The sequence below is a fragment of the Pseudomonas sp. NPDC088322 genome (assembly GCF_044740745.1).
Lineage (GTDB): Bacteria > Pseudomonadota > Gammaproteobacteria > Pseudomonadales > Pseudomonadaceae > Aquipseudomonas > Aquipseudomonas shirazensis.
The window spans coordinates 663,946-686,522 of sequence record NZ_JBIURK010000003.1; the positions used below are offsets into that span (position 1 = coordinate 663,946).

Annotated in this window: 20 protein-coding genes; 9 read left to right on the top strand and 11 right to left on the bottom strand. The window is 60.8% G+C overall.

Annotated elements, in window-relative coordinates; translation table 11 throughout:
- Positions 1-16 precede the first annotated feature (16 nt).
- Entirely contained in the window at positions 17-1,459 is a 1,443-nt protein-coding gene (zwf, locus tag ACIOAU_RS10655; RefSeq protein WP_101322823.1) for a glucose-6-phosphate dehydrogenase, read from the top strand.
- Here the strand turns inward: zwf and ACIOAU_RS10660 are convergent.
- Positions 1,456-3,822, bottom strand: coding sequence for a bifunctional diguanylate cyclase/phosphodiesterase (locus ACIOAU_RS10660; protein ID WP_101322822.1), 2,367 nt, complete (start codon positions 3,820-3,822; stop codon positions 1,456-1,458). The two genes, zwf and ACIOAU_RS10660, sit on opposite strands and share 4 nt — an antisense overlap.
- Positions 3,823-4,022: 200 nt before the next feature.
- On the opposite strand from ACIOAU_RS10660, the gene uvrD reads away from it, so the two are divergent.
- From uvrD to ACIOAU_RS10675, 3 genes are all read left to right on the top strand, one after another.
- A complete protein-coding gene (gene uvrD / locus ACIOAU_RS10665) occupies positions 4,023-6,206 on the top strand; it encodes a DNA helicase II (RefSeq protein ID WP_103435517.1) in 2,184 nt (727 codons plus the stop codon).
- Positions 6,207-6,340: 134 nt separating this feature from the next.
- Positions 6,341-7,195 (top strand): Tim44 domain-containing protein, encoded by an 855-nt coding sequence (locus tag ACIOAU_RS10670; RefSeq protein ID WP_101322820.1) that lies wholly within the window; start codon positions 6,341-6,343, stop codon positions 7,193-7,195.
- Between the two features lie 112 nt (positions 7,196-7,307).
- Complete coding sequence (locus ACIOAU_RS10675; protein ID WP_101322819.1) at positions 7,308-7,715, top strand: SMI1/KNR4 family protein; 408 nt, start codon at positions 7,308-7,310, stop codon at positions 7,713-7,715.
- A 50-nt stretch (positions 7,716-7,765) separates the two neighbouring features.
- Here the strand turns inward: ACIOAU_RS10675 and ACIOAU_RS10680 are convergent, their stop codons facing one another.
- Positions 7,766-9,526, bottom strand: a complete 1,761-nt coding sequence (locus ACIOAU_RS10680; protein ID WP_150572367.1) for a cation:proton antiporter — start codon at positions 9,524-9,526, stop codon at positions 7,766-7,768.
- 375 nt (positions 9,527-9,901) lie between these two features.
- Here ACIOAU_RS10680 and ACIOAU_RS10685 point away from each other — a divergent pair, with 375 nt between their 5' ends.
- Positions 9,902-10,387 (top strand): acyl-CoA thioesterase, encoded by a 486-nt coding sequence (locus ACIOAU_RS10685; RefSeq protein ID WP_101322816.1) that lies wholly within the window; start codon positions 9,902-9,904, stop codon positions 10,385-10,387.
- On the opposite strand, the gene pdxY is transcribed toward ACIOAU_RS10685, so the two are convergent.
- Positions 10,384-11,256, bottom strand: coding sequence for a pyridoxal kinase PdxY (gene pdxY / locus ACIOAU_RS10690; protein ID WP_101322815.1), 873 nt, complete (start codon positions 11,254-11,256; stop codon positions 10,384-10,386). The two genes, ACIOAU_RS10685 and pdxY, sit on opposite strands and share 4 nt — an antisense overlap.
- Before the next feature lie 120 nt (positions 11,257-11,376).
- Here pdxY and ACIOAU_RS10695 point away from each other — a divergent pair, with 120 nt between their 5' ends.
- A complete protein-coding gene (locus tag ACIOAU_RS10695; RefSeq protein WP_150570353.1) occupies positions 11,377-11,778 on the top strand; it encodes a DUF3301 domain-containing protein in 402 nt (133 codons plus the stop codon).
- On the opposite strand, the gene ACIOAU_RS10700 is transcribed toward ACIOAU_RS10695, so the two are convergent.
- A complete protein-coding gene (locus tag ACIOAU_RS10700; RefSeq protein WP_150570335.1) occupies positions 11,769-12,743 on the bottom strand; it encodes a GTP-binding protein in 975 nt (324 codons plus the stop codon). The two genes, ACIOAU_RS10695 and ACIOAU_RS10700, sit on opposite strands and share 10 nt — an antisense overlap.
- A 121-nt stretch (positions 12,744-12,864) precedes the next feature.
- Positions 12,865-14,073 (bottom strand): zinc metallochaperone GTPase ZigA, encoded by a 1,209-nt coding sequence (zigA, locus tag ACIOAU_RS10705; RefSeq protein WP_401181811.1) that lies wholly within the window; start codon positions 14,071-14,073, stop codon positions 12,865-12,867.
- Positions 14,074-14,185: 112 nt separating this feature from the next.
- Between zigA and folE2 the strand changes: the two genes are divergently transcribed.
- Positions 14,186-15,064, top strand: coding sequence for a GTP cyclohydrolase FolE2 (gene folE2 / locus ACIOAU_RS10710; protein WP_150570333.1), 879 nt, complete (start codon positions 14,186-14,188; stop codon positions 15,062-15,064).
- A gap of 43 nt (positions 15,065-15,107) precedes the next feature.
- Here the strand turns inward: folE2 and ACIOAU_RS10715 are convergent, their stop codons facing one another.
- Positions 15,108-15,641: a DUF3617 domain-containing protein gene (locus ACIOAU_RS10715; RefSeq protein WP_101322810.1), complete on the bottom strand. Its 534-nt coding sequence runs from the start codon at positions 15,639-15,641 to the stop codon at positions 15,108-15,110.
- A 130-nt stretch (positions 15,642-15,771) separates the two neighbouring features.
- Here ACIOAU_RS10715 and cls point away from each other — a divergent pair, with 130 nt between their 5' ends.
- A complete protein-coding gene (cls, locus tag ACIOAU_RS10720; RefSeq protein ID WP_401181816.1) occupies positions 15,772-17,211 on the top strand; it encodes a cardiolipin synthase in 1,440 nt (479 codons plus the stop codon).
- 6 nt (positions 17,212-17,217) lie between these two features.
- Here the strand turns inward: cls and cfaB are convergent, their stop codons facing one another.
- From cfaB to pobA, 3 genes are all read right to left on the bottom strand, one after another.
- Positions 17,218-18,402, bottom strand: a complete 1,185-nt coding sequence (cfaB, locus tag ACIOAU_RS10725; RefSeq protein WP_401181819.1) for a C17 cyclopropane fatty acid synthase CfaB — start codon at positions 18,400-18,402, stop codon at positions 17,218-17,220.
- 86 nt (positions 18,403-18,488) lie between these two features.
- Entirely contained in the window at positions 18,489-19,214 is a 726-nt protein-coding gene (locus tag ACIOAU_RS10730; protein ID WP_150570330.1) for a transporter substrate-binding domain-containing protein, read from the bottom strand.
- A 61-nt stretch (positions 19,215-19,275) separates the two neighbouring features.
- Positions 19,276-20,460: a 4-hydroxybenzoate 3-monooxygenase gene (gene pobA / locus ACIOAU_RS10735; RefSeq protein WP_401181823.1), complete on the bottom strand. Its 1,185-nt coding sequence runs from the start codon at positions 20,458-20,460 to the stop codon at positions 19,276-19,278.
- A gap of 131 nt (positions 20,461-20,591) precedes the next feature.
- Between pobA and ACIOAU_RS10740 the strand changes: the two genes are divergently transcribed.
- Complete coding sequence (locus ACIOAU_RS10740) at positions 20,592-21,461, top strand: helix-turn-helix domain-containing protein (RefSeq protein ID WP_101322805.1); 870 nt, start codon at positions 20,592-20,594, stop codon at positions 21,459-21,461.
- Positions 21,462-21,466: 5 nt separating this feature from the next.
- On the opposite strand, the gene ACIOAU_RS10745 is transcribed toward ACIOAU_RS10740, so the two are convergent.
- Together ACIOAU_RS10745 and ACIOAU_RS10750 are read right to left on the bottom strand one after the other, a co-directional pair.
- Positions 21,467-21,943, bottom strand: coding sequence for a nuclear transport factor 2 family protein (locus ACIOAU_RS10745; protein ID WP_101322804.1), 477 nt, complete (start codon positions 21,941-21,943; stop codon positions 21,467-21,469).
- 60 nt (positions 21,944-22,003) lie between these two features.
- Positions 22,004-22,573 (bottom strand): TetR/AcrR family transcriptional regulator, encoded by a 570-nt coding sequence (locus tag ACIOAU_RS10750; RefSeq protein ID WP_188036925.1) that lies wholly within the window; start codon positions 22,571-22,573, stop codon positions 22,004-22,006.
- Positions 22,574-22,577 lie beyond the last annotated feature (4 nt).

Consider the following 22,577-nt stretch of genomic DNA (forward strand, 5'->3'; position numbering starts at 1 on the left):
CGTGGAGAGTGGTGGCTTGACGATTCCTTGCGACATTCTGGTCTTTGGCGGCACCGGTGATCTGGCCCTGCACAAACTGCTGCCGGCGCTCTATCACCTGTACCGCGAGGCGCGCCTGCACAATGCCGTACGGATCATCGCGCTGGCACGGCGCAACCTGCACCGCGACGACTTCCTCAAGCTCGCCGAACGCCATTGCCGGGTGCAGATCGCCCGCAACGACTTCGATGAAGAGGTATGGCGACGCTTCTGCGCGCGGCTCGACTACTTCGCCATGGACGCCTCGCAGAGTGCTGACTTCGGTCGCCTGGCACGCTATCTGGGCGAGCCTGGCGGGCTGACCCGAGTGTTCTATCTGGCCACCGCGCCGCACTTGTTCGTACCGATCGCCACCCACCTGCGCATCGCCGGATTGGCCGACCACGAAGCGCGCATCGTGCTGGAAAAACCCATCGGCCACTCGCTGCAGTCGGCTACCGCGATCAACCAGGCCATCGGTGAAGTGTTCGCCGAATCGCAGGTGTTTCGCATCGACCACTACCTGGGCAAAGAGACCGTGCAGAACCTGATGGCGCTGCGCTTTGCCAATGCCCTGCTGGAGCCGGTGTGGCGCAATGGCCAGGTCGATCATGTGCAGATCAGCGTGTGTGAAACCCTCGGTGTCGAGAGCCGCGGCGGCTACTACGACCGGGCCGGCGCCACCCGCGACATGCTGCAGAACCACCTGCTGCAGTTGCTCTGCCTGGTCGCCATGGAGCCGCCGGCGCAGTTCGAGGCCGAGGCCGTGCGCGACGAGAAGGTGAAGATTCTGCGCGCGCTCAAGCCCATCAGCGGCCAGGACGTGCAGGACAAGACCGTGCGCGGCCAGTACAGCGCCGGGCATATCGGCGGCCAGGAAGTGCCGGCCTACTATTTCGAGAAAGACGTCGACAACGACAGCGATACCGAGACCTTCGTCGCCGTTCAGGCGCAGATCGACAACTGGCGTTGGGCCGGGGTGCCGTTCTACCTGCGCACCGGCAAGCGCATGGCGCGGCGCTCGTCGCAGATCGTCATCCAGTTCAAGCCGGTGCCGCACGAGCTGTTCAGCGGCGGTCAGGTCAATCAATTGCTGATCCAGCTCCAGCCCGATGAGCGCATCAGCCTGCGCATGATGACCAAGACCCCGGGCAAAGGCATGCGTCTGGAGCCGGTCGAGCTGAACCTCAACCTCGCTCAGGCGTTCGGCCAGACCCGCCGCTGGGAAGCTTACGAGCGCTTGCTGCTGGACGTGCTCGACGGCGACTCGACGCTATTCATGCGCCGCGATGAGGTAGAAGCCGCCTGGGCCTGGATCGACCCGATCCTGCAGGGTTGGGAAGAGCACTTCCAGGCGCCGCGGCCATACCATGCCGGCAGCAATGGGCCAGAGCTGGCCAACAGCTTGCTCAGCCGCCACGGCAGGCACTGGTACAGCTAAGCCTTGGCGGCGGCCGGGTTGCTCAGCAACCCTATAAAGGCTGCCGCATCCACCGGCTTGCTGATCAGATAGCCTTGCGCCTCATCACAACCCTGGGCTGTGAGCACGTCCAGTTGCTCCTGGGTCTCGACACCCTCGGCCACGACCTTCAAACCGAGACTATTGGCCATGACGATGATCGCACGGGTGATCGCGGCGTCCTGACTGCCCTCGTGCAGCCCGCTGATGAAGGTCTGATCGATCTTCACGTAGTCCACCGGCAAGCGCTTCAGGTAACTCAGTGATGAATAGCCCGTGCCGAAGTCATCGATCGCCAGTTTGACCCCCAGCGCATGCAGCTGCTCGAAGATGGCGATGATGTGCTCGACGCTATCCAGCAGCTGGCTCTCAGTCAGCTCAAGCTCCAGTTGCTCTGGCGCCAGCCCGGTTTCTTCCAATACCTGGCGCACCAGGCTGACCAGCTTGCCTTGGCGCAGCTGATAGACCGACAGGTTGACCGAGACGCGAACCTGCACGCCCTCACGCAGCCACTGGCACGCCTGCCGGCAGGCCTGGCGCAGAACGAACTCGCCCATCGGCGCGATCAACCCGGTTTCTTCGGCCAGGCCAATGAACGCGCTGGGCGGGACCATGCCCAGTTGCGGATGCTGCCACCGCACCAATGCCTCGGCCGCATGCAGCTTGCCGCTGCGCAGGCACAGTTTGGGTTGGTAATAGACGCACAGCTGACCCTCATCGATGGCCTTGCGCAGCTGAATCTCCAGCTGCAGGCGCTCCAGGGTGCTGGCGCGAAGGCTCTCGGTGTAGAACTGGAAGTTGTCACCGCCCAGGTGCTTGGCGTGACGCTTGGCCATGTCCGCCTGGCTGATCAGGGTATTGCCATCGAACGCCGCGTCAGACAACAGGCTGATGCCCACCGAGGCACTGATCACCACCTCATGATCATCCTGGCGCAACGGCACGCGCAGCTTGTCGAGCAAGCGGGTGGTCACCCGGACGAGGCTGGACAGGTTGCTGTAGCCGTCGAACAGCACGGCAAACTCGTCGCCCGACAGGCGCGCCACGGTGTCGGCTTCGGGCACGGCATTGGCGATCCGCTGGGCGATCTTTTTCAGCAACTGGTCGGCCAGCTCGTGGCCGAGGCTTTCATTGAGCAATTTGAAGCGATCAACGTCGATGTGCAGCAAGGCCAGGCTGCGCCCGTTCAGCCGCGCGCGCTGGCCGGCCTCATGTACGCGCAAACGGAACAGCGCCCGGTTGGCCAGGCCGGTCAGCTCGTCATAGTGAGCGAGGTAGCGCAGCCGCTCTTCAGACGCGCGCCGCGCCGACAGATCGGTGAAAAAGCCGACGATATTGTTGAGCTTGCCAGACGCTCCGCGCACGGCTGTGAGTTGCAGCCACTGCGGATACAACTCGCCATTGCGGCGGGCTTCGACCAGCTCGCCCTGCCATTGGCCGTGCTGGGCCAGGGCATGCTCCATGGACTGCTGATAACGTCGGGCGTCGCTGCTGCAGGGCAGCTCGAGCAACTGGCGGGCGAGCAGCTCGGCAATGGAGTAGCCGGTCATCTGGCAGTAGGCCTGGTTGACGGCAAGCAAGGTGAAGTCGGCCGTGAGCACCACGATACCGTCGTTGCAGGCTTCAAATACAGACGACGCCAAGCGTTGCTGTTCTTCAAGCGCCTTTTGCGCGTAGATGCGCTGCAGGTCTTCGTTCAGCGCCTGATTCTGAAAGCGCCGTAACAGGCTGCGATCGACCAATCGATGGACCTGCCAGGCGACCACCATCAGCGCCCCCAGCAGAATCAGCCCCAACCAACCCCAGCCGCGTTGCTGGCCGGCGTCGAAGTAGAACAGGAAGGCAATCGGCGGCAGCAGGCAGGGCAAGGCGAAACTGAGAAACGCCGGCAGGCTGACGGCATAGGACACGCTGGCAGACAACGCCGCTACCCCAAGCAAGCCGAACACCCAGGCCTGCTGGACGAAATTGGCCACCGGCACCAGGGCAATCGCTGCGCTGGCCAGGGTCAGGCCACTGAACGCCGAGCCCAGCAGAAACATCCGCCGCCAGCTCAGGCTGGCCTGGCGCTGGGTCGGTGCGGCGTCGAACGCGGTGACCTGCACCAGGCGCAGCCCCGCCAGCGCCAGCAACCAGATCAGCCAGGTGCCCAGCAGCAGATAGCGTCCAGGGCTCCACAACAGCCACGCGCAAAGCAGGCCGTTGAACAGCATCAATAGTGTAGGCAGCAGCGAGCCTTGATACAGCAGCCGGGTGCGCTCGATGGAAAGCTGAGTGGCGAATTGCCTGCGCACATTCCTCGACATCTGCGGCAATACGCCGACCGCCGTGCAATCCTGAGTCATGTCATTTTCTTGTTATTGGCTGGCGACAAAAAGTTGCCCGGATCTTACACAAGCGAAGGCGCAGGCCAAACTGCTCTATGTCATCCACTGCCGTTACCGGCGGATTGACATCACAGAACCGATGAACGGCTGGCGCCCGAGGTGAATATTTATACAGTAGAGATTTGCCCCCTCCCCCCACAGCAACCTAGAATGGCCGGATGCGCACAGACGACCTCTCCCTCCTGCTGAATTCCCTCAACGATGCCCAACGCCAGGCCGTAGCGGCCAAGGTCGGGCGTCAACTGGTGCTTGCTGGTGCCGGTTCCGGTAAAACCCGCGTGCTGGTGCACCGTATCGCCTGGTTGATCCAGGTCGAACAGGCCTCGCCGCACTCGATCCTGTCGGTGACCTTCACCAACAAGGCTGCCGCCGAAATGCGCCAGCGGATCGAGCAACTGATGGGGATCAGCCCCGCCGGCATGTGGGTGGGTACCTTCCACGGCTTGGCCCACCGCTTGTTGCGGGCACACTGGCAGGAAGCCAAGCTGGCGCAGAACTTCCAGATTCTCGACAGCGATGACCAGCAGCGCCTGGTCAAACGGGTGATGCGCGAGCTGGGCCTGGATGAGCAGCGCTGGCCGGTGCGCCAGGCCCAGTGGTTCATCAACGGGCAAAAGGATGAAGGCCTGCGCCCGCAGCACATTCAAGCGGGCGGCGATCTGTTCCTGGCGACCATGCGCAGCGTCTATGAAGCTTACGAGCAAGCTTGCGAACGCGCCGGCGTGATCGACTTCTCCGAACTGCTGCTGCGTGCGCTGGACCTGTGGCGCGACAACCCGGGCCTGCTCGAGCACTACCAGCGGCGCTTCCGCCACCTGTTGGTGGATGAGTTCCAGGACACCAACGCCGTGCAGTACGCCTGGTTGCGCCTGCTCGCCAAAGGCGGCGACAGCCTGATGGCGGTGGGCGACGACGACCAGTCGATCTACGGCTGGCGCGGTGCCAAGATCGAGAACATCCATCAGTACACCGAAGACTTCCCCGACGCCGAGATGATCCGCCTGGAGCAGAACTACCGCTCCACCGGCGGCATCCTCAAGGCCGCCAACGCCCTGATCGCCAACAACACCGACCGTCTCGGCAAAGAGCTGTGGACCGATGTCGGTGAAGGCGAGCCGCTGACCTTGTACGCCGCCTACAACGAGCACGACGAGGCACGTTATGTAGTCGAGTCGATCGAGAGCGTGATCAAGCAAGGCCATGCGCGCAGCGACATCGCCATCCTCTATCGCTCCAACGCCCAATCGCGGGTGCTTGAAGAGGCCCTGCTGCGCGAACGCATCCCTTACCGGATCTACGGCGGCCAACGCTTCTTCGAGCGTGCCGAAATCAAGAACGCCATGGCCTACCTGCGCCTGCTCGAGGGCCGTGGCAACGACGCTGCGCTGGAGCGGGTGATCAACGTGCCACCGCGTGGCATCGGCGAAAAGACGGTTGAAGCGATCCGCGACCACGCTCGCCATGCGCAGCTGTCGATGTGGGAAGCGATGTGCCAGCTGATCGCCGCCAAAGGCCTCAAAGGCCGCGCCGCGAGTGCGCTGGGTGCCTTTATCGAGTTGATCGAAGGGCTGGCGGCCAAAGCCGTCGAAATGCCACTGCACGTAATGACCCAGACCGTCATCGAGCAGTCCGGGCTGATCATCTATCACCAGGAAGAAAAAGGTGAAAAGGGCCAGGCACGGGTAGAAAACCTTGAGGAACTGGTCAGCGCTGCGCGTAACTTCGAAAGCAGCGACGAAGACGCCGACCTGTCGCCGCTGTCGGCCTTCCTCGGCCACGCCTCGCTGGAAGCCGGTGAGTCGCAGGCTGATGAACACGAAGACAGCGTGCAATTGATGACCCTGCACAGCGCCAAGGGCCTGGAATTCCCCTACGTATTCCTGGTCGGCCTGGAAGAAGGCCTGTTCCCGCACAAGATGAGCCTGGAAGAACCTGGCCGCCTGGCCGAAGAGCGCCGTCTGGCATATGTCGGCATCACCCGGGCCATGCGCCAGCTGTTCATGACCTACGCCGAGACGCGTCGTCTGTATGGCAGCGAGACCTACAACAAGGTCTCGCGCTTCGTCCGCGAAATCCCCGCTGGGCTGGTGCAGGAAGTGCGCCTGTCGAACTCGGTCAGCCGCCCGTTCGGCGGCTCGCAGGCGCCGGCCAGCAGTATCTTTGCCAATGCCAACATCCCGCAGACCTCGTTCAACCTTGGCCAGCGCGTGCAGCACTCGGTGTTTGGTGAGGGCGTGATCCTCAACTTCGAGGGCTCTGGCGCCCAGGCACGGGTGCAGGTGAATTTCGCCGAGGGCAGCAAGTGGCTGATGCTTGGTTACGCCAAGCTCGAGGCCATCTAAGCCAACGCGGATGCCTGAGCGGTTGCTGAATGACCGTTCAGGCAAAAGCTCGAAACATTATGCTGCTGGTCATGTCTGCTACAACATGTGCAACATGACGCGCGTGCAATCCACAATCAGGGGATATCCCACTTATGCAACGTTTTCTTAGCATCGCCCTGGCGCTGTGCCTCGGCCTGACGCTGAGCCTGGACGCCAATGCCAAACGCTTCGGCGGCGGCAAGAGCTCGGGCGCCGCGCCTATGCACCAGACTCGCCAGGCTACGCCAAACACTCCAGCTGCCGCACCAAATGCTGCAGGTCGTGCGCCGGCCGCCGCCAGCGGTGCTTCGCGCTGGTTGGGCCCACTCGCTGGCCTGGCCGCCGGTGGTCTGCTGGCCTCCATGTTCATGGGTGACGGTTTCCAGGGCATGCAGATCATGGACTTCCTGATCATGGGCCTGATCGCCTTCCTGGTGTTCCGCTTCATCGCTGCGCGTCGCCGCAAGCAACAACCACAAGTTGCTGCTGCCGGCCATGCACCGTTCCAGCGTGAGGCTTACAACCAGCAAGCAGCGCAGCCGTCGATCTTCGGTGGTTCTGCAGCACCTGTTGCTGCCGCACCTGCGATCAACGCACCCGCCTGGTTCAACGAGCAAAGCTTCCTGAACGCCGCGCGCAGCCACTTCCAGACGCTGCAGCAGCACTGGGACGCCAACGAGATGGACAAGATCTCCGAGTTCGTGACCCCGCAACTGCTTGCGTTCCTCAAGCGCGAGCGCGCTGATCTGGGTGATGGCTTCCAGTCCACCTACATCGACAACCTCGAAGTACAGTTGGACGGTGTCGAAGATCGCGCCGACAAGACTATCGCCACCCTGACCTTCAGCGGTGTGTCGAAAACCTCGCGTTTCGACCAGGGCGAGGCGTTCAGCGAAAGCTGGCACATGGAGCGCGCCCAAGGCGACAACCAGCCTTGGCTGGTCGCCGGTATCCGCCAAAACGGCTGATCCAGGCTTGCTGCATAAAAAACCCCGGGCTTGCCCGGGGTTTTTGCTTTTGCCAGAGCGCCCTACTAGGGTATAACCCGCAGCGTTGTCATCAAGCGAGAGGATGTGAACCGTGGAAGAAGTGATCGAACAACTGCGTGAAGCCAATGAGCCGGTGCCGGTGCCCCTGGAGCTTCCTGACGAAGATCAGTTGGTCGAAGTCGAGGAGCAGCTGTTCATCAATATTCCGTTCGTATTCAAGGAATATCTGCTGACAGTCAGCGACGTTATCTACGGCAGCCTGGAGCCGGTCACCGTCACCGACCCACAGTCACACACCTACCTGCCGGAAGTTGCTGCCAACGCCTGGGATGCCGGCGTACCACGCGAGCTGATCCCGATCTGTCAGGACGGGGAGAACTACTACTGCGTCGAAGAAGACGGCACCGTGGTGCTGTGGTCGGGCGAAGAAGAGCTGGTCACCGAAGAAAGCTGGGAATCGGTCTGGCACTGGGCGCGCGACGTCTGGCTGGAAAGCTGATCCGGCTCAATGCAATCGCGGCGCACTCTGCACCGCGATTGCGTTGAATGTCAGTGGGCCTGATCGCGGTTGTTTTCCAGGGTTTCGAGCAGAGCGATCTGCATCCGCGTGTGCACGCGGATGAACCAACGCCACAGCACCGCGACAACCACCGCAGCAACCACCACGATCACCAGCAGTAGCTCGTTGGTCGGCAAGATACTCGCCGACAACGCCGACAGCAGCAGGAAGATCACCAGCAGTGACAACAACGGGATAACCTCGGCGATCACCCGCCGGACCCGCTGCGTATGCCGGCCGGCCATCTCTGGCTTGACCCCCATCTCCGCCAATAGCATCGACAGCGCCTTGAGCTTGCGGTACGCCGCAATCAGGAACGGCAGCGACAGCAACAGCGCGGCGCCCCAGATCAGCGCCTTCTGCTGGCTGACATCGCCCAGCCACTCGCTCAGCCACAGGCCGATCCGCTCGGCAAAGTAGCCCCCGGTAAAGAAGATCGCGATCACCAACGCCAGGTTGACCCCAACCTGCAGCAGGATGCGCCGGATCATCGCCGCGAGCATGGCGCCCTCACCTTGCGGCTGAATGCTGCGTAGCCATTCGCCATACAGCGACAGCACCCGCGACAACCGGCTGGGCATGATCTGGCCGAGCTTGATCGACAGCGGATCAGCCGCCCGAATCAGGTACGGCGTGAGCAAGGTGGTAATCGCCGAGACCGCTACTGCCACCGGATAGAGGAAGTCGCTGGTGACCTGCAAGGTCATGCCCAGCGCGGCGATGATGAACGAGAACTCGCCAATCTGCGACAGACCCATGCCGACCCGCAGCGAGGTACGCCCATCGTTGCCGGCAATGAACGCACCCATGCCGCACGAGAGCATCTTGCCCAGCACCACGGCAATGGTGATCACCACAATCGGCCAGGCGTAGTCGACCAGCACCTGCGGGTCGATCATCAGGCCGATGGCCACGAAGAAGATCGCGCTGAACATGTCGCGTACCGGCTCGATCAAGCGTTCGATCTTCAGCAGTTGCCGCGACTCGGCCATGATCGCACCGATCAGGAAGGCACCGAGGACCATGCTGTACTCGAGCTTGACCACCAGCAGGCAGAAGCCGAAGCACAGCCCCAGCACGGTGATCAGGAGCATCTCGTTGCTTTCGAACTTGGCCACGTAGGCCAGCAGCCGCGGCACCAGCAGAATGCCGATGACCAACGCCACGATCATGAACAGCGACAACTTGCCGACTGTGGAGAAGACTTCGCCAGAGCTTACCGAGCCGCTGACGGCGATACCCGAGAGCAAGGCGATGATGCCGATACCGAGGATGTCCTCGACGATCAGCACGCCGAAGATCAGCTGCGCGAAGCGCTCGTTCTTCATCTTCAGGTCATTGAGGGCTTTTACTATGATGGTGGTCGAGGAAATCGCCAGGATCGCGCCGAGGAACAGCGAGTCCATGGTGTTCCAACCAAACCAGCGGCCGATTTCGAAACCGATCCAGATCATCAGGACGATTTCCAGGAAGGCCGCGATAAATGCCGTGGCACCCACCTTGAACAACTTGCGCAGGCTGAACTCAAGGCCCAGGCAGAACATCAGGAAGATCACCCCAAGCTCGGCCAGGGTCTTGATCGTATCTTCGTCGTGAATGAGGCCAAATGGCGGGGTGTGCGGGCCGATGATAAAGCCGGCAACGATGTAACCCAGGACCACCGGCTGTTTCAACCGATGAAAGAGGATGGTGACCACGCCCGCCACCAACATGATTACGGCAAGATCCTGGATGAAGCTTATGGCATGCATGGCGTGCTACTCCTTGTTCACGGTGCCAGAGCAGACCGCTCCTCCGCTGAGGCGAACCTGAGCGGGCAGCAAGTACATACTGTGATTAAAGCGGGAAAGCCCATGTTGCATGGGCCGACTCAGGTTACCATCGCGCCCGGACGCAAAACGTCTGCGCAATATGCAGAAACAGATCGGTTGATGTGCTGCTGCACGTTTTGTGATGTGAGCTGTGACCGCTGCCCGGGTGTGGTGCACAACACCGCTGACCGCCCATGCGCGTGACGATGGAGCGCTCTGCGGCGTCCCGTATCTAGATCGGAAATTCAACAGGGGTACCAAGAAGTGTCTGCAGATACCGGCCCCGATTCAGCGCAACCTCACCGTGAGCACTCTATGGAACCTGGAAACGCCCAGCTGACTATGACCGTCCTGATGACCCCGGACATGGCCAACTTCTCCGGCAACGTACACGGCGGCACCTTGCTCAAATACCTCGACGAGGTGGCCTATGCGTGCGCCAGCCGTTATGCGGGGACGTATGTAGTGACCCTGTCGGTCGATCAGGTAGTGTTCCGCGAGCCTGTGCATGTCGGTGAGCTGGTGACGTTCATGGCATCGGTCAACTACACCGGCAATACGTCGATGGAAGTCGGCATCAAAGTGGTGACCGAGAACATTCGTGAGCGCTCCGTTCGCCACTCCAACAGCTGCTTCTTCACCATGGTGGCTGTGGATGACAATCGCCGGCCAGTCCCGGTCCCGGCGCGCCTGCCGCAAAGCAGCGAAGAAAAACGCCGCTTCCTCCAAGGAAAACAGCGCCGGCAGATTCGTCAGGAGCTGGAAAAACGCTACCAGGACCTGAAAACCGACTCGATTTAAACGCTCAGGCGCTGCGCTTCGAAACGCACCCGCGGATGGGCAATGCGATCCTGGGCTCGCACCAGCTGCAGTTCGTAGCTGGCGCAGGCTTGGGTTTCCAGCAGCACCTCATGGACAGCCGCTGCGGTGTATTCAAACGCTTGCAGCCAGCTGTCGCCCAGCAGCACGCGAGCCAGGAACAGCCCTGAGGTGAGGTCACCGACGCCAACCGGCTGGCGTGGGAAGCACAGCAGCGGCCGGCGCAGGTGCCAGCAGTCTTCGCCGGTTACCAGCAGCATTTCGAAAGAATCTTCGGCGCGGCCGGGATAGCTCAGGTGCTTGACCAGCACCACCTGCGGCCCACGGGCGAGCAGGTTGCGCGCCATGGCCACGCAATCTTCCAGCGACTGCGCCTTGCGCCCGCTGAAGCTGTCCAGCTCAAGCTGGTTAGGGCAGAGAATATCGGCCTTGGCCGCGGCCTGTTGCAGAAGGAACTCGCTGACCTCGGCCGGCACGCTGCAGCCCTTCTCGGCATGGCCCATGACCGGGTCGCACAGATACAGCGCCTTTGGGTTGACCGCCTTGATCCGCTCGACGCCAGCCAGAATCGCCCGTCCCTGCTCGGCGCTGCCCAGATACCCGGACAACACCGCATCGCAGTTGCCCAGCTCGCCGATGTTGGCAATGCCTTCCACCAACGCAGGAATTTGCGCTGGAGCAAGCACTTCTCCGGCCCACTGGCCATACTGAGTATGGTTGGAGAACTGCACCGTGTTCAGCGGCCAGACATTCACGCCTATGCGCTGCATGGGAAACACCGCGGCGCTGTTTCCGGCGTGGCCGAAGACCACATGGGATTGGATCGCGAGCAAGTGCGGCGTGCGTTTCATGCAGAGGTTTCCAAAACTGATTTCAAGATAAGAACGTTGCGCAGTATGAACCCGATTGCCACCTGTACGACAGGCCAGGGACGCAGTTAAGCTGGATCTACCTGTTTGGAGCATATGCAAATGTTGACCCTGGAGAACCTGTTCTTCCTGATGCTGCTGGCCAGCGGCGGCGCCTGGCTGTGGCATAACCACGGGCTGCGCGAGAAAGCCCTCGAGCGGGTCAAACAGCATTGCGCCAAACTCGACCTGGAGCTGCTGGACGAGGCCGTAGCGCTCAAGCGTATTGGCTTTGTCCGCGACGCCAACGGCCGCAAGCGCCTGGCGCGGATCTACAACTTCGAGTTCACCGTGACGGGCGAGCAGCGCCATCCGGGTACGGTCACACAGTTTGGTGCACACACCATGCAGATCGAACTGGCGCCCTACCCGTTCGAAATCAAACCGGCGCCGCGCAGCGACAACGTGATCGAGATGCAGCAGTGGCGCCAGGAGCACAACCGCTGGAGCAACGATCAGCGCTGAATACGGCAGTCGGTCATGGCCTGCTGCAGCGCAGCTATAGGCTGCTCTTGCTCGAAGATCAGCTCCAGCCGTGAATCCTTGCGCCATTCGCTGCGCTGCCAACTCAAGGCGCCGTCAGCTAGCCCGTTGAACGACTGCCAGCCAGTTGTGCTGTGGATAACTCCTTTGGCTCTGAGCCAGGCCGTGGTGCTGAGAAAATGCTCGATGCGGCCTTGTTCGAAGCGTTGGGATGGATGCCAGCGCCAGCCACAGCTCCAACCACCTTCGCCTTTTTTAGCGGCAAACAATGGCTTGTCGCTACTTGTCCACAATGAGGCGGCTGGCTGGAGATAGTTGTCCTCAGGCAACGGCGCAACCGTCACAGCATGGGTCGGGCCTGTGGAAAACTGTAAAAGTTCTGCGATCGCCAGCCGTCCTTGTTCGGTCCAGAAAGCGGGTTTGCCGGATAACTGCGCGGTTATCGCCAGCCGCTGAGGGTTATCCACAGCGTCGGCCTTGTTGATTATCAACAGCTCCGCTGCCGCCAGCGCTTGTTGCTGCGCCTCTGCCAAGCGCTCTCCCCTGACCAATGCTGACGCATCCAGTACCATCATCAGTGGCTGCAACTGCAGTATGCCGGCCCAGGGCGCCTGGCTTAGCTGCTGCAACAGCTGCAACGGATGACCCAGGCCGGACGGCTCGATAAACAGCCGGTCCGGGCGAGCTTTGCGCAGCAGCCGACCCAGCCCAACCTGAAACGGCACGCCATTGACGCAGCACAAGCAGCCACCGGCAACCTCAGCGATGGCAACGCCGTCTTCGTCACGGTGCAACAGCGCAGCGTCCAGGCCAATCTGACCAAACTCGTTGACCAGCACTGCCCAGCGCTCATTGGCAGGCCTTTGCACAAGCAAATGGCCAATCAGGCTGGTCTTGCCGGCGCCTAGAGGGCCGGCAACAATGTGGGTGGGGATGTTCTTGAGCATGTCGATGGATCTGCGCAGAGCGAGGCAAAGCGGCCCCGTAACCGGAAGCGTCCACTATGCCCCGCCCGCTCAGGCAGTCAAGGCCAGCCTGCGTATCGTGAGGTTATCCACAGGCATCGTTTTACGCTGCCATATCCTCATGCCACGCGCCGAACGGGTCTGAAAATTTCAGCCACACGTCAGAACCAGCGGCCATCTCCTCATCGGTTAATAGGCACGCATCCAGCGCTGTGGATAACTGTGCAAAGTCGATGTTCTGCCCGATGAATACCAGTTCCTGACGGCAATCACCGGCTTCCTCACTCCAGTGACCCAGGATCGCAGCCTTGCTGGCGTCGTCCTGCGGCCACTGGTCCTCCGGCACAAAACACCACCAGCGCCCCGCATAGCTGTAGCGCATCATGCCGCCCGCCTGCGACCAACTACCCGCCTCCTGATACTTGCTGGCAAGCCAGAAGAAGCCTTTCGAGCGCAGCAGTCGGCCGTTGGTCCATGGCGTGTGGATAAAGTCGAAGAACCGCTGCGGGTGCAGTGGCCGACGCGCCTGCCAGGAACTTGCGGCGATGCCGTATTCCTCGGTCTCTGGTACGTGCTCGCCGCGCAGCTCCTGCAGCCAGCCGGGTGCCTGCGCTGCCTGCTCGAAGTCGAACAGCCCGGTGTCGAGAATCTGCGCCAGCGGCACTTGGCCCATCACCATCGGCACGATTTGCGCGCGGGCATTGAGGCTACGCAGGATCGCCATCAGCTCGTTGCGCTGGTCCTGGCCGATCAGGTCGATCTTGCTCAGCAGCAGCACATCGGCGAACTCGATCTGCTCGATCAGTAGGTCACTGATCGAACGCTCATCGTCTTCGCCCAGCGTCTCACCGCGGCTGGCCAAGGTATCTGCGGCCTGGTAGTCGCGCAGAAAATTCAACCCGTCGACCACGGTCACCATGGTGTCGAGCCGGGCCAGGTCAGACAGGCTCCGACCTTGTTCATCGCGGAAGGTGAAGGTCTCGGCGACGGGTAGCGGTTCGGAGATGCCGGTCGACTCGATCAGCAGGTAATCGAAGCGGCCGTCCTCGGCCAGCCGGGCCACTTCTTCGAGCAGGTCTTCGCGCAGGGTGCAGCAGATGCAACCGTTGCTCATCTCGATGAGTTTTTCCTCGGCGCGGTTGAGGCTGACGTTGCGCTGTACTTCGCTGGCATCGATGTTGATTTCGCTCATGTCGTTGACGATGACGGCGACGCGCAGGTTATCGCGATTGCGCAGCACATGATTGAGCAAGGTGCTTTTGCCTGCGCCAAGAAAGCCAGACAGCACGGTGACAGGGAGACGGGTGGACATGGCAAACCTCATCAGGCGAACGCATTCGAAACGATGCATTTGCTTAATGTTATATTATAACAATACAATTTAGCCAACCCGTCCTGCGAATAATCTCTCCCGGAAGCCACCCATGATCCTGCCCGATATTGCTGCACAGATGGACGCACAGGCCCTGCCGCTGGATTGGGTCGGCATGCAAGGCATCGCGCTGCCCGTGACCATCGAGGGGCACCGGGTGAGTGCTCGCGCCAGCGCAGGCGTCAATCTGGTTGATGGACGCTCGCGCGGTATCCACATGTCGCGCTTGTACCTGGCATTGCAAAGCCTTGAGCAGGACGAACTGTCGCCTCTTGTCTTGCGCCGCCTGCTCAGCGAGTTCCTCGACACCCACGAAGGCCTGTCTACGGCCGCTCATTGCAGTCTGAGTTTTGATTATCTGGTCAATCGACCTGCGTTGATCAGCTCGCTAGCCGGCTGGAAGAGCTATCCAGTAACCGTTGATGCGTCGATCAAAAACGAAATGTTCCACGTGGAACTATTTGTGCGGATTGCCTATTCCTCGACATGCCCATGTTCCGCTGCGCTGGCGCGTCAGCTCATTCAGCAGCAGTTCCTGGATGATTTCGCTGGTGTGGAACTGCAGCAAGAGGCAGTGCTTGCCTGGCTCGGCAGCAGTGAGGGCATCGTCGCCACACCGCACAGCCAGCGCAGCGAAGCACACATCAAGGTGAGGTTAGCCACGAGCGACGACACAATGCCTTTCAGAGTGCTGATAGATAGCACGGAGGCAGCGCTGGGCACCGCGGTGCAGACAGCAGTGAAGCGCGCCGATGAGCAGGCCTTTGCTTTAGCCAATGGGCAGAACCTGATGTTCTGCGAAGATGCTGCCCGCCGCCTGCATGTAGCGATGCAGGCGCTGCCTTGGGCAAATGGATTCAGCGTAAAGGTCGAGCACGCAGAGAGCCTGCATGCGCACGATGCGGTAGCCGTCAGCGAATGGCGCTGGTGAAACAGCAACCGGCTGCTGGGGCAGCCGGTTGTAACAATAGCGCTTAGCCGCCCACCCGTGGCTTGACCGTGCCACAGTCGCTACCCAGCCACAGCGCGCGGGTATTCATGCTGCCCTTCTGTTCCACACCCGAGGCATTGAAGGTGCCGTTGACCTTGGTGGTGAATTCGCGGTCACTGAGGAACGTCGCTTCACCCTGACCCTGCGCTTTCGGGCAGCTGAATTCAAACTTCCAGACCTTGCCGGTGCGGTCAGTGATCTTCTGGGTGCAGCCGGACTTGGGGTCCTGCAGCGGAATATCGTCGGTCTTGACCTGCTCCGGTGTCAGGCACGAGCGCACGCCATTGCCACCAACGGTAATACCTTGCTTAGCCAGCACGCCTTCCATCATCGCCCGTTGCTCAGGCGGCAGGTTCTTCAGCTGACCAAGCATGAAGCCCATGTCGGGCAGCGCTTTGCCATCGACCTGCATGTCGCTGGTGGTCAGCTCCCACAGCCCAGGCTGGAGCATTTGTGCGTGGACCAACGGGCTGGTCAGACCCACGACCAGGGCGAACAGGGGCAGGCGGATGTTCATCAATAAATGCTCCTTGGCATAACCGGGCAACTGGCCGGACTCAGCTTAGACGTCAAATTTGTCAGTCGGTTGCACGCTACACTAGACCCGTGGTCTGTTATCAGTAGTGTTCTCAGCAAGCAGGATGCACATGGATTACCACAGCCCCTATTTCTTCGGTTACGTGATTGGCTTCACTCATTTATTGGGGATGGTAGCTGCTCTGCATGCCGTGCTCACCGTGCGCACTGCCCAGGGCGCAATTGCTTGGGCGATGCCGTTGCTGTTCATCCCATATCTGGCATTGATCCCTTATCTAGTCTTCGGCGCCCGCTCGTTCAACGCCTATATCAAGGCGCGCCGTCAGGCCAACCAGGAAATGCACGTGGCGATGGCCAACCTGAACTGGCGGCCATGGGTTGAAGAAGCATTGGCGGCGCGCGAGTCGGACAGTTACAAGGCCCTGCGCGCCATGCCCAAGCTGGGTCGCATGCCGTGCCTGGCGAACAACCAGGTCAAGCTGCTGATCAATGGCCGGGCTACCTTTGACGCGATCTTTGCTGCGATCGACAAAGCGCAGCAAGCGGTGCTGATCCAGTTTTTCATCATCCACGACGACATCATCGGCCGCGAGCTACAGCAGTTGCTGTTGCGCAAGGCTGGCGAGGGTGTGCAGGTTTTCGTCCTCTACGACCGCATCGGCAGCCATGCGCTGCCCGCCAGCTATGTGAAGGAACTGCGCGATGGCGGTGTGCAGGTAAAGGCTTTCGCCACACGCGGCGGCTGGTTCAACCGCTTTCAGGTCAACTTCCGCAACCACCGCAAGATCGTCGTGGCCGATGGTGAAGTCGGCTTTATCGGTGGGCATAACGTCGGCGATGAATACCTGGGCGGCAACCCACAGCTGTCCCCTTGGCGCGATACTCATGTACAGATCAACGGCCCGGCCGTGGCCTGCCTGCAGGAGTCATTTGCCGAGGACTGGTACTGGGCAACGCGCGAGCTGTCGCCGCTGATTCTGCAGGACAACTACCCGGACAACGGCGTGCTCTGCCAGCTGCTGGCGAGCGGCCCGGCTGATCCCCAGGAAACCTGCTCGCTGTTCTTCGTCGAGGCTATCCATTCGGCGGTGCACCGGGTGTGGATAACCACGCCCTACTTCATCCCCGACGAGGCCGTGTTTGCCGCATTGCGCCTGGCTGTGATGCGCGGCGTGGACGTGCGCGTGCTGATTCCGGCGCGACCGGACCATCGCGTGGTCTACGCTGCTTCCAGCCTGTTTGCCTTCGAAGCGGTGCGCGCCGGCGTACGCATGTTCCGCTACCAGCCAGGCTTCCTGCATCAGAAGGTGGTGTTGGTTGACGATGAGGTCAGCGCCATTGGCAGCGCCAACCTGGACAACCGCTCGTTCCGGCTGAATTTCGAAATCACCCTGCTGACCGTTGACCGGGCGTTTGCCGATCAGGTCGAGGCTATGTTGCAGGAGGACTTCTCACACGCCAAGGAGATCACTGCCGAGGACAGCCGCGATACCCATCGCCTGCAACAGCTTGGGATGCGTATCGCTCGGCTGATATCTCCGGTGCTCTGAGGGCGCTCAGCGATACAGATCTTCGCGCGTCCATGGTAGATCGTGGTGGCCATCGGCATAGGGTTTGACCGCGAGGATCTGGTGCAGGTTGATCCAGCCCTTGCTGAAGGCATAGGCACACCCCGCCAGATATAGCCGCCAGATACGCAGAGTCTTGGCCGGCACTATCGCCGCTGCCCGGTGCAGCTGGTGCTCGAGGTTTTCACTCCACTGATGCAGGGTCCTCGCGTAATGCAAGCGCAGGCTCTCGACATCCACCACCTCGAGCCCGGCGGTGCAGATGCTGCTACTGATCATCGACAGGTGCGGCAGCTCGCCATTGGGGAACACGTAACGGTCGATGAACGCGCCCGCCCCTCTGCCCACCGGTCGGCCATCCACATGCCGCGCCGTGATGCCATGATTCATCACCACCCCACCCTCACGCACGGCGCCGAACAACGTCTGGCAATACAGGTCGAGGTTGGCATGGCCGACATGCTCGAACATGCCGACACTGACCACCTTGTCGAAGCTTCCGTCCTGCGGCAGATCGCGATAGTCGAGGATCTGCAGATCGACCCGCTTGGTCAGCCCCTCCTCCTTGACCCGCTGGCGCGCCAGCTTGAGCTGCTCCTTGCTCAAGGTGATGCCGAACACCTTGGCGCCATACTCACGCGCAGCAAAGCGCGCCAGCCCGCCCCAGCCACAGCCGACGTCCAACAGATAGTCGTCCTGCTGCAGGCGTAGCTTGCGACACAGGTGGTCGAACTTGTCTTGCTGGGCCTGATCGAGGGTGTTGTCCGGCTCCTTGAAGTAGGCGCACGAGTAGGCCATGTCCTGGTCCAGCCACAGCTGGTAGAACTCATTGGACACATCGTAGTGGTAGGAGATGGCCTGCGCATCGGTGTGCTTGTCGTGCGCGGAGCGTACCGGTGCGGTGTCCTGCTGCCCCACCAGCAAGGCATCGCTGAGCTCATCGCAGACCCGGATCGCCTCGCCGATATCGCCTTCCAACTCCAGCTTGCCTTCAACGAACGCAGTGCCCAGCTCACCCATGCTGGGGTGGCTGAGCTGGCTGATCAGTTGCGGTTCCTTGATCAGGATGGTGACCTGAGGGCTAGGCCCCAGATCGAACTGATTGCCATCCCAGAGCTTGAGACGCAAGGGTAAATGCAGCTGCTGCAGTGCGGGTGGAAGTTGCGCTTGCATGAAGAGTCCCCCGTGTGAAGTTCGGACGTCTTCGCAACAGGGTAGTACAGCTACTCAGCCAGGGAGCTGACGCTGGTCGGCCAGGGTCAGCGAGGCGCGCTGACGTCGGCCTGACCGCTCGCCAACAACGCCCCACGAACAAAGCCTTGCGCCAGGCATCGCTCGATGAACCCGCGAACGTATGCAGCGCCGGCATCCCTGCCGCGTGGCACTGCCATGGCCTGGCGAATAGCGGTAAACGCGCCGTCCATTACCCGGTACTCAGGGTTACCCAAGGCAAACTGCTCCAGCGGCTGACGCACCCCTGCAGCGGCATCCAACCCATTGGCGATGAACAGATCCACGGCGGCAGGGGACGTGTCTGCACGCTCCAACTGCGCATGCTGCAGGGTACGGGACAGATACAGATCATAGGCCGCGCCCTTGCTCACAGCGATACGGGTTTGAGCCTGATCGAGCTCGTCCACGTGCTGCCAGGCTGAATCACGCTTGACCAGATAAGTACCTTCGATGAGCACATAGGGCTCGGTGAAATCGATCTGAGCGGCCCGCACCGGCTCGATCGCCAGGAACGCGACACGCCACAGGTCTTGGTCCAACGCCGCAAACACCTTGCCGGCGGCGTCGAAGCCGGTTATCTGCAATTCGACACCGAGTTCAGCGGCCAGCGCTTTGGCCAAGGCAACGGACACGCCCAAGGGTGTGCCATCAGCGCCCTGCTGGGCGAGGACCGGATTGCCGTAGTTGATCGCAACTCGCAGCGTTCCTTCGGGAGCAAGATCGGCTAATACTTCTGGGGTCATCCCGTGCATGTCAGTGTTCCGCTGCAATGGCTGGCTGGATTGCCGAGGGTATAGGAGTGGCGCCCATCATTCACTCCACCGCCTCGTACGGCAAGCCAACATAGTTCTCCGCAATCGTTTTACGCCCGGCTTCCGAGCTCACGAAGTATTCCAGTTCGGTCTGCTGCATGCGTTGGCTGAAGGCGTCGGTGCCGGGGAATTGATGCAACACCGAGGTCATCCACCAAGAGAAGCGTTCGGCCTTCCAGACTCGGCGCAGGCAGATCTGCGAGTAACGCTCGAGCAGGTCCTGGCGGCCTTCGTGGTAGTACTTGAGCAGGATTCGGTAAAGGGTGCTGACGTCGCTGGCGGCCAGGTTCAAGCCCTTGGCGCCGGTAGGCGGGACGATGTGGGCGGCATCCCCGACCAGGAACAGGTGGCCATACTGCATTGGCTCGACCACGAAGCTGCGCAGCGGCGCGATGCTTTTCTCGATGGAGGGGCCGGTAATCAGCTTGGCGGCAACGGCTTCGGGCAAACGGCTCTTGAGTTCGTCCCAGAAGCGCTGATCCGACCAGTCCTCGACCTTTTCATCGCTGGCGACCTGCACGTAGTAACGAGTGCGCGTGGGCGAGCGCATGCTGCACAGGGCAAAGCCGCGCTCGTGGCTGGCGTAGATCAGTTCTTCGTTGACCGGCGGCGTATCGGCCAGAACGCCCAGCCAACCGAACGGATACACCCGCTCAAATTCCTTGAGCACGCCGTCCGGGATCGATTTGCGGGAAACGCCGTGATAGCCATCGCAGCCGGCGATCAGGTCGCAGTCGATGCGCACCTGGTTACCGTCCTGGATGAACGTGACGTAAGGCTTGTCGCCCTTCAACTCGTGCAGTTGCACATCCCTGGCGTCGTAGTAGGTAGACGCACCACTTTGCCGGCGAGCCTGCATGAGATCGCGGGTGACCTCGGTCTGGCCGTAGATCATCACGGTCTTGCCGCCAGTCAGTTCGCGCAGGTTGATGTGCTCGACACGACCGTTGAAGGCCAGCTTGAAACCATCGTGCACCAGCCCTTCCTGATCCATCCGTGCACCAACACCCGCCTCGCGCAGCAGATCGACCATGCCCTGCTCAAGCACGCCGGCGCGGATCCGGCCGAGGACATAGTCAGGGCTCTGGCGCTCGATGATCACGTTGTCGATACCGGCGTTTTGCAGCAGTTGGCCGAGCAGCAGTCCAGACGGACCTGCCCCGATAATGGCAATTTGAGTCTTCATTGTTCTTATCCTCATGAGCCGGGGCTCAGGGTTACGATTAGTCGTTCTGTATTTTTCGCAGATAGAGGTTCCATAAGAAGGCACTTTCTGCTTTATTTTTAGGACTTTTCGAGGATCTGCGGATATCGGCAATGGCGAACGTGAATGGTATCCCGGTGTTCAAGCTCTACGGCGAGACGTCCTGGCCGACGCCAGATCTGATCCACTGCGAGTCGATTCCTGAGCGCAGTCGTCTGCATGACTGGGAAATCAAGACCCACCGCCACGGCGATCTGGCGCAATTGCTCTACGTGCAGGCCGGACAGGCCCGAGTCCTGGTCGAAGATGTCGAACAGCAAGTGAGCGGTGGTGCCTTGCAGATCGTTCCTGTGATGAGCATTCACGGGTTTCGCTTTTCCGAGGACATCCAAGGCTATGTGATCAGCCTGGCCAAGCCGGTACTCGACCGCTTTGCGCCGCTGCTCGAAGGCAAGCCAATGGCTGAGGCACACTGCTACCTGGCTGGCGAAGACCGAGCCTACCTGGAGCAGTTGTTCGCCCAGTTGACCGAGGAGTATGTGTTGCGCCGGCCGGAGCGCGACTTGATGTTGCAGTCGCTGCTGTGTGCCCTGCTGGTCTGGATCTCACGGCGTGCTCGCGAGCGCGCTCAGCACATCGCGAAACCCCGTGAGCGCGGGATGCAGCACCTTGATCATCTGGCGCAGCTGATAGAAAAGCACTTCCGTGAACACCAGCAGATTGATGACTACGCCCGGCAGATCGGCGTCAGCACTGCCCACCTCAATGCGCTGTGTCGGCAACTTGCCGGCCAGTCTGCGCTGCAGTTGGTCAACCAGCGGGTAATCCTCGAGGCCAAGCGCAACCTGGTCTACACCTCAATGACCATCGGCCAGGTGGCCGACAGTCTGGGCTTTGCCGAACAGGCTTACTTTTCGCGCTTCTTCAAGCGGGCTACCGGGCTGACGCCGAAGGAATTCCGGCTGCAACGCCGGGAGGTTTAGATGCTTTACAGGCCAAGCTCGGTCAGACCTGGGTGATCATCCGGGCGGCGGCCCAGTGGCCAGTGGAACTTGCGCTCGCTTTCCTTGATAGGCATGTCGTTAATGCTGGCGAAACGACGATGCATCAGGCCATCCGATTCGAACTCCCAGTTCTCGTTACCGTAGGAGCGGAACCAGTTACCTGAGTCATCATGCCACTCATACGCGTAGCGAACGGCGATGCGATTATCGGTAAAGGCCCAGAGCTCCTTGATCAAGCGATAATCGAGTTCTTTTTTCCACTTGCGGGTGAGAAAGCCTTTGGCTTCTTCGCGATTGGCGGCAAATTCAGCGCGGTTACGCCATTTGGTATCCAGCGTATAAGCGAGCGAGACTTTCTCGGCATCCCGGCTGTTCCAACCGTCTTCAGCCAGTCGAACTTTTTCAATCGCTGTTTCGCGAGTGAAAGGAGGAAGTGGCGGGCGAGTTTGGGCATTGGACATGGTCGTGACTCCAGTCGAGCAGGATAGATAAGTTTGAGTTTTTTCTCTGCAGCTCAAGCGTTAGGGCGTGAACTCTTTCAGCAACATCCGCGCAACGTCCTTTGCATCATCAGCAGCGTGATAATCACCCATAACTCGCGCCATGGTGATTGCGCCTTCCATCAACACCAGTAACTGCCTGGCTAACACCAACGGTTGCTCGGTGTTCAATTGCTCGGTCAGTTCAAGCGTGTAGTCCAGGAGCTTTTGCTTGTGCAGCTTTGCGAGCTGGCGGATGGGATCATCGGGATTCCCAACCTCGCCTGCTGTATTGATGAAGGCACAGCCACAAAAACCCTCGGATTCGAACCAGCCCTTCAAAACAGAGAACATAGTAAGCACACGGTCATACGGCGTAGACGCTTTGTCGCACTCTGTTCTAAACCATTGCATCCATCGCACATCGCGCGCACTCAGCGCCGCAGCGGCCACCTCATCCTTGGTAGCGAAATGGTTGTAGATGCCCTTGCGGGACACGCCAGAGGTCTTCACCAGTAGATCCATGCCTGTGGCATGAATACCGTTCTGGTAAATGAGTTTCTCGGCGGTTGCGAGGATCTGGTCTCGATGATCTATCGTTGGTCTGCCCATGGAT

Coding starts and splice junctions, on each gene's coding strand:
- ACIOAU_RS10660 (WP_101322822.1), bottom strand. CDS start 3,822: ATGACTCAGGATTGCACGGCGGTCGGCGTATTGCCGCAGATGTCGAGG.
- uvrD (WP_103435517.1), top strand. CDS start 4,023: ATGCGCACAGACGACCTCTCCCTCCTGCTGAATTCCCTCAACGATGCC.
- ACIOAU_RS10670 (WP_101322820.1), top strand. CDS start 6,341: ATGCAACGTTTTCTTAGCATCGCCCTGGCGCTGTGCCTCGGCCTGACG.
- ACIOAU_RS10680 (WP_150572367.1), bottom strand. CDS start 9,526: ATGCATGCCATAAGCTTCATCCAGGATCTTGCCGTAATCATGTTGGTG.
- ACIOAU_RS10685 (WP_101322816.1), top strand. CDS start 9,902: ATGGAACCTGGAAACGCCCAGCTGACTATGACCGTCCTGATGACCCCG.
- pdxY (WP_101322815.1), bottom strand. CDS start 11,256: ATGAAACGCACGCCGCACTTGCTCGCGATCCAATCCCATGTGGTCTTC.
- ACIOAU_RS10695 (WP_150570353.1), top strand. CDS start 11,377: ATGTTGACCCTGGAGAACCTGTTCTTCCTGATGCTGCTGGCCAGCGGC.
- ACIOAU_RS10700 (WP_150570335.1), bottom strand. CDS start 12,743: ATGCTCAAGAACATCCCCACCCACATTGTTGCCGGCCCTCTAGGCGCC.
- zigA (WP_401181811.1), bottom strand. CDS start 14,073: ATGTCCACCCGTCTCCCTGTCACCGTGCTGTCTGGCTTTCTTGGCGCA.
- folE2 (WP_150570333.1), top strand. CDS start 14,186: ATGATCCTGCCCGATATTGCTGCACAGATGGACGCACAGGCCCTGCCG.
- ACIOAU_RS10715 (WP_101322810.1), bottom strand. CDS start 15,641: ATGAACATCCGCCTGCCCCTGTTCGCCCTGGTCGTGGGTCTGACCAGC.
- cls (WP_401181816.1), top strand. CDS start 15,772: ATGGATTACCACAGCCCCTATTTCTTCGGTTACGTGATTGGCTTCACT.
- cfaB (WP_401181819.1), bottom strand. CDS start 18,402: ATGCAAGCGCAACTTCCACCCGCACTGCAGCAGCTGCATTTACCCTTG.
- ACIOAU_RS10730 (WP_150570330.1), bottom strand. CDS start 19,214: ATGCACGGGATGACCCCAGAAGTATTAGCCGATCTTGCTCCCGAAGGA.
- pobA (WP_401181823.1), bottom strand. CDS start 20,460: ATGAAGACTCAAATTGCCATTATCGGGGCAGGTCCGTCTGGACTGCTG.
- ACIOAU_RS10740 (WP_101322805.1), top strand. CDS start 20,592: ATGGCGAACGTGAATGGTATCCCGGTGTTCAAGCTCTACGGCGAGACG.
- ACIOAU_RS10745 (WP_101322804.1), bottom strand. CDS start 21,943: ATGTCCAATGCCCAAACTCGCCCGCCACTTCCTCCTTTCACTCGCGAA.
- ACIOAU_RS10750 (WP_188036925.1), bottom strand. CDS start 22,573: ATGGGCAGACCAACGATAGATCATCGAGACCAGATCCTCGCAACCGCC.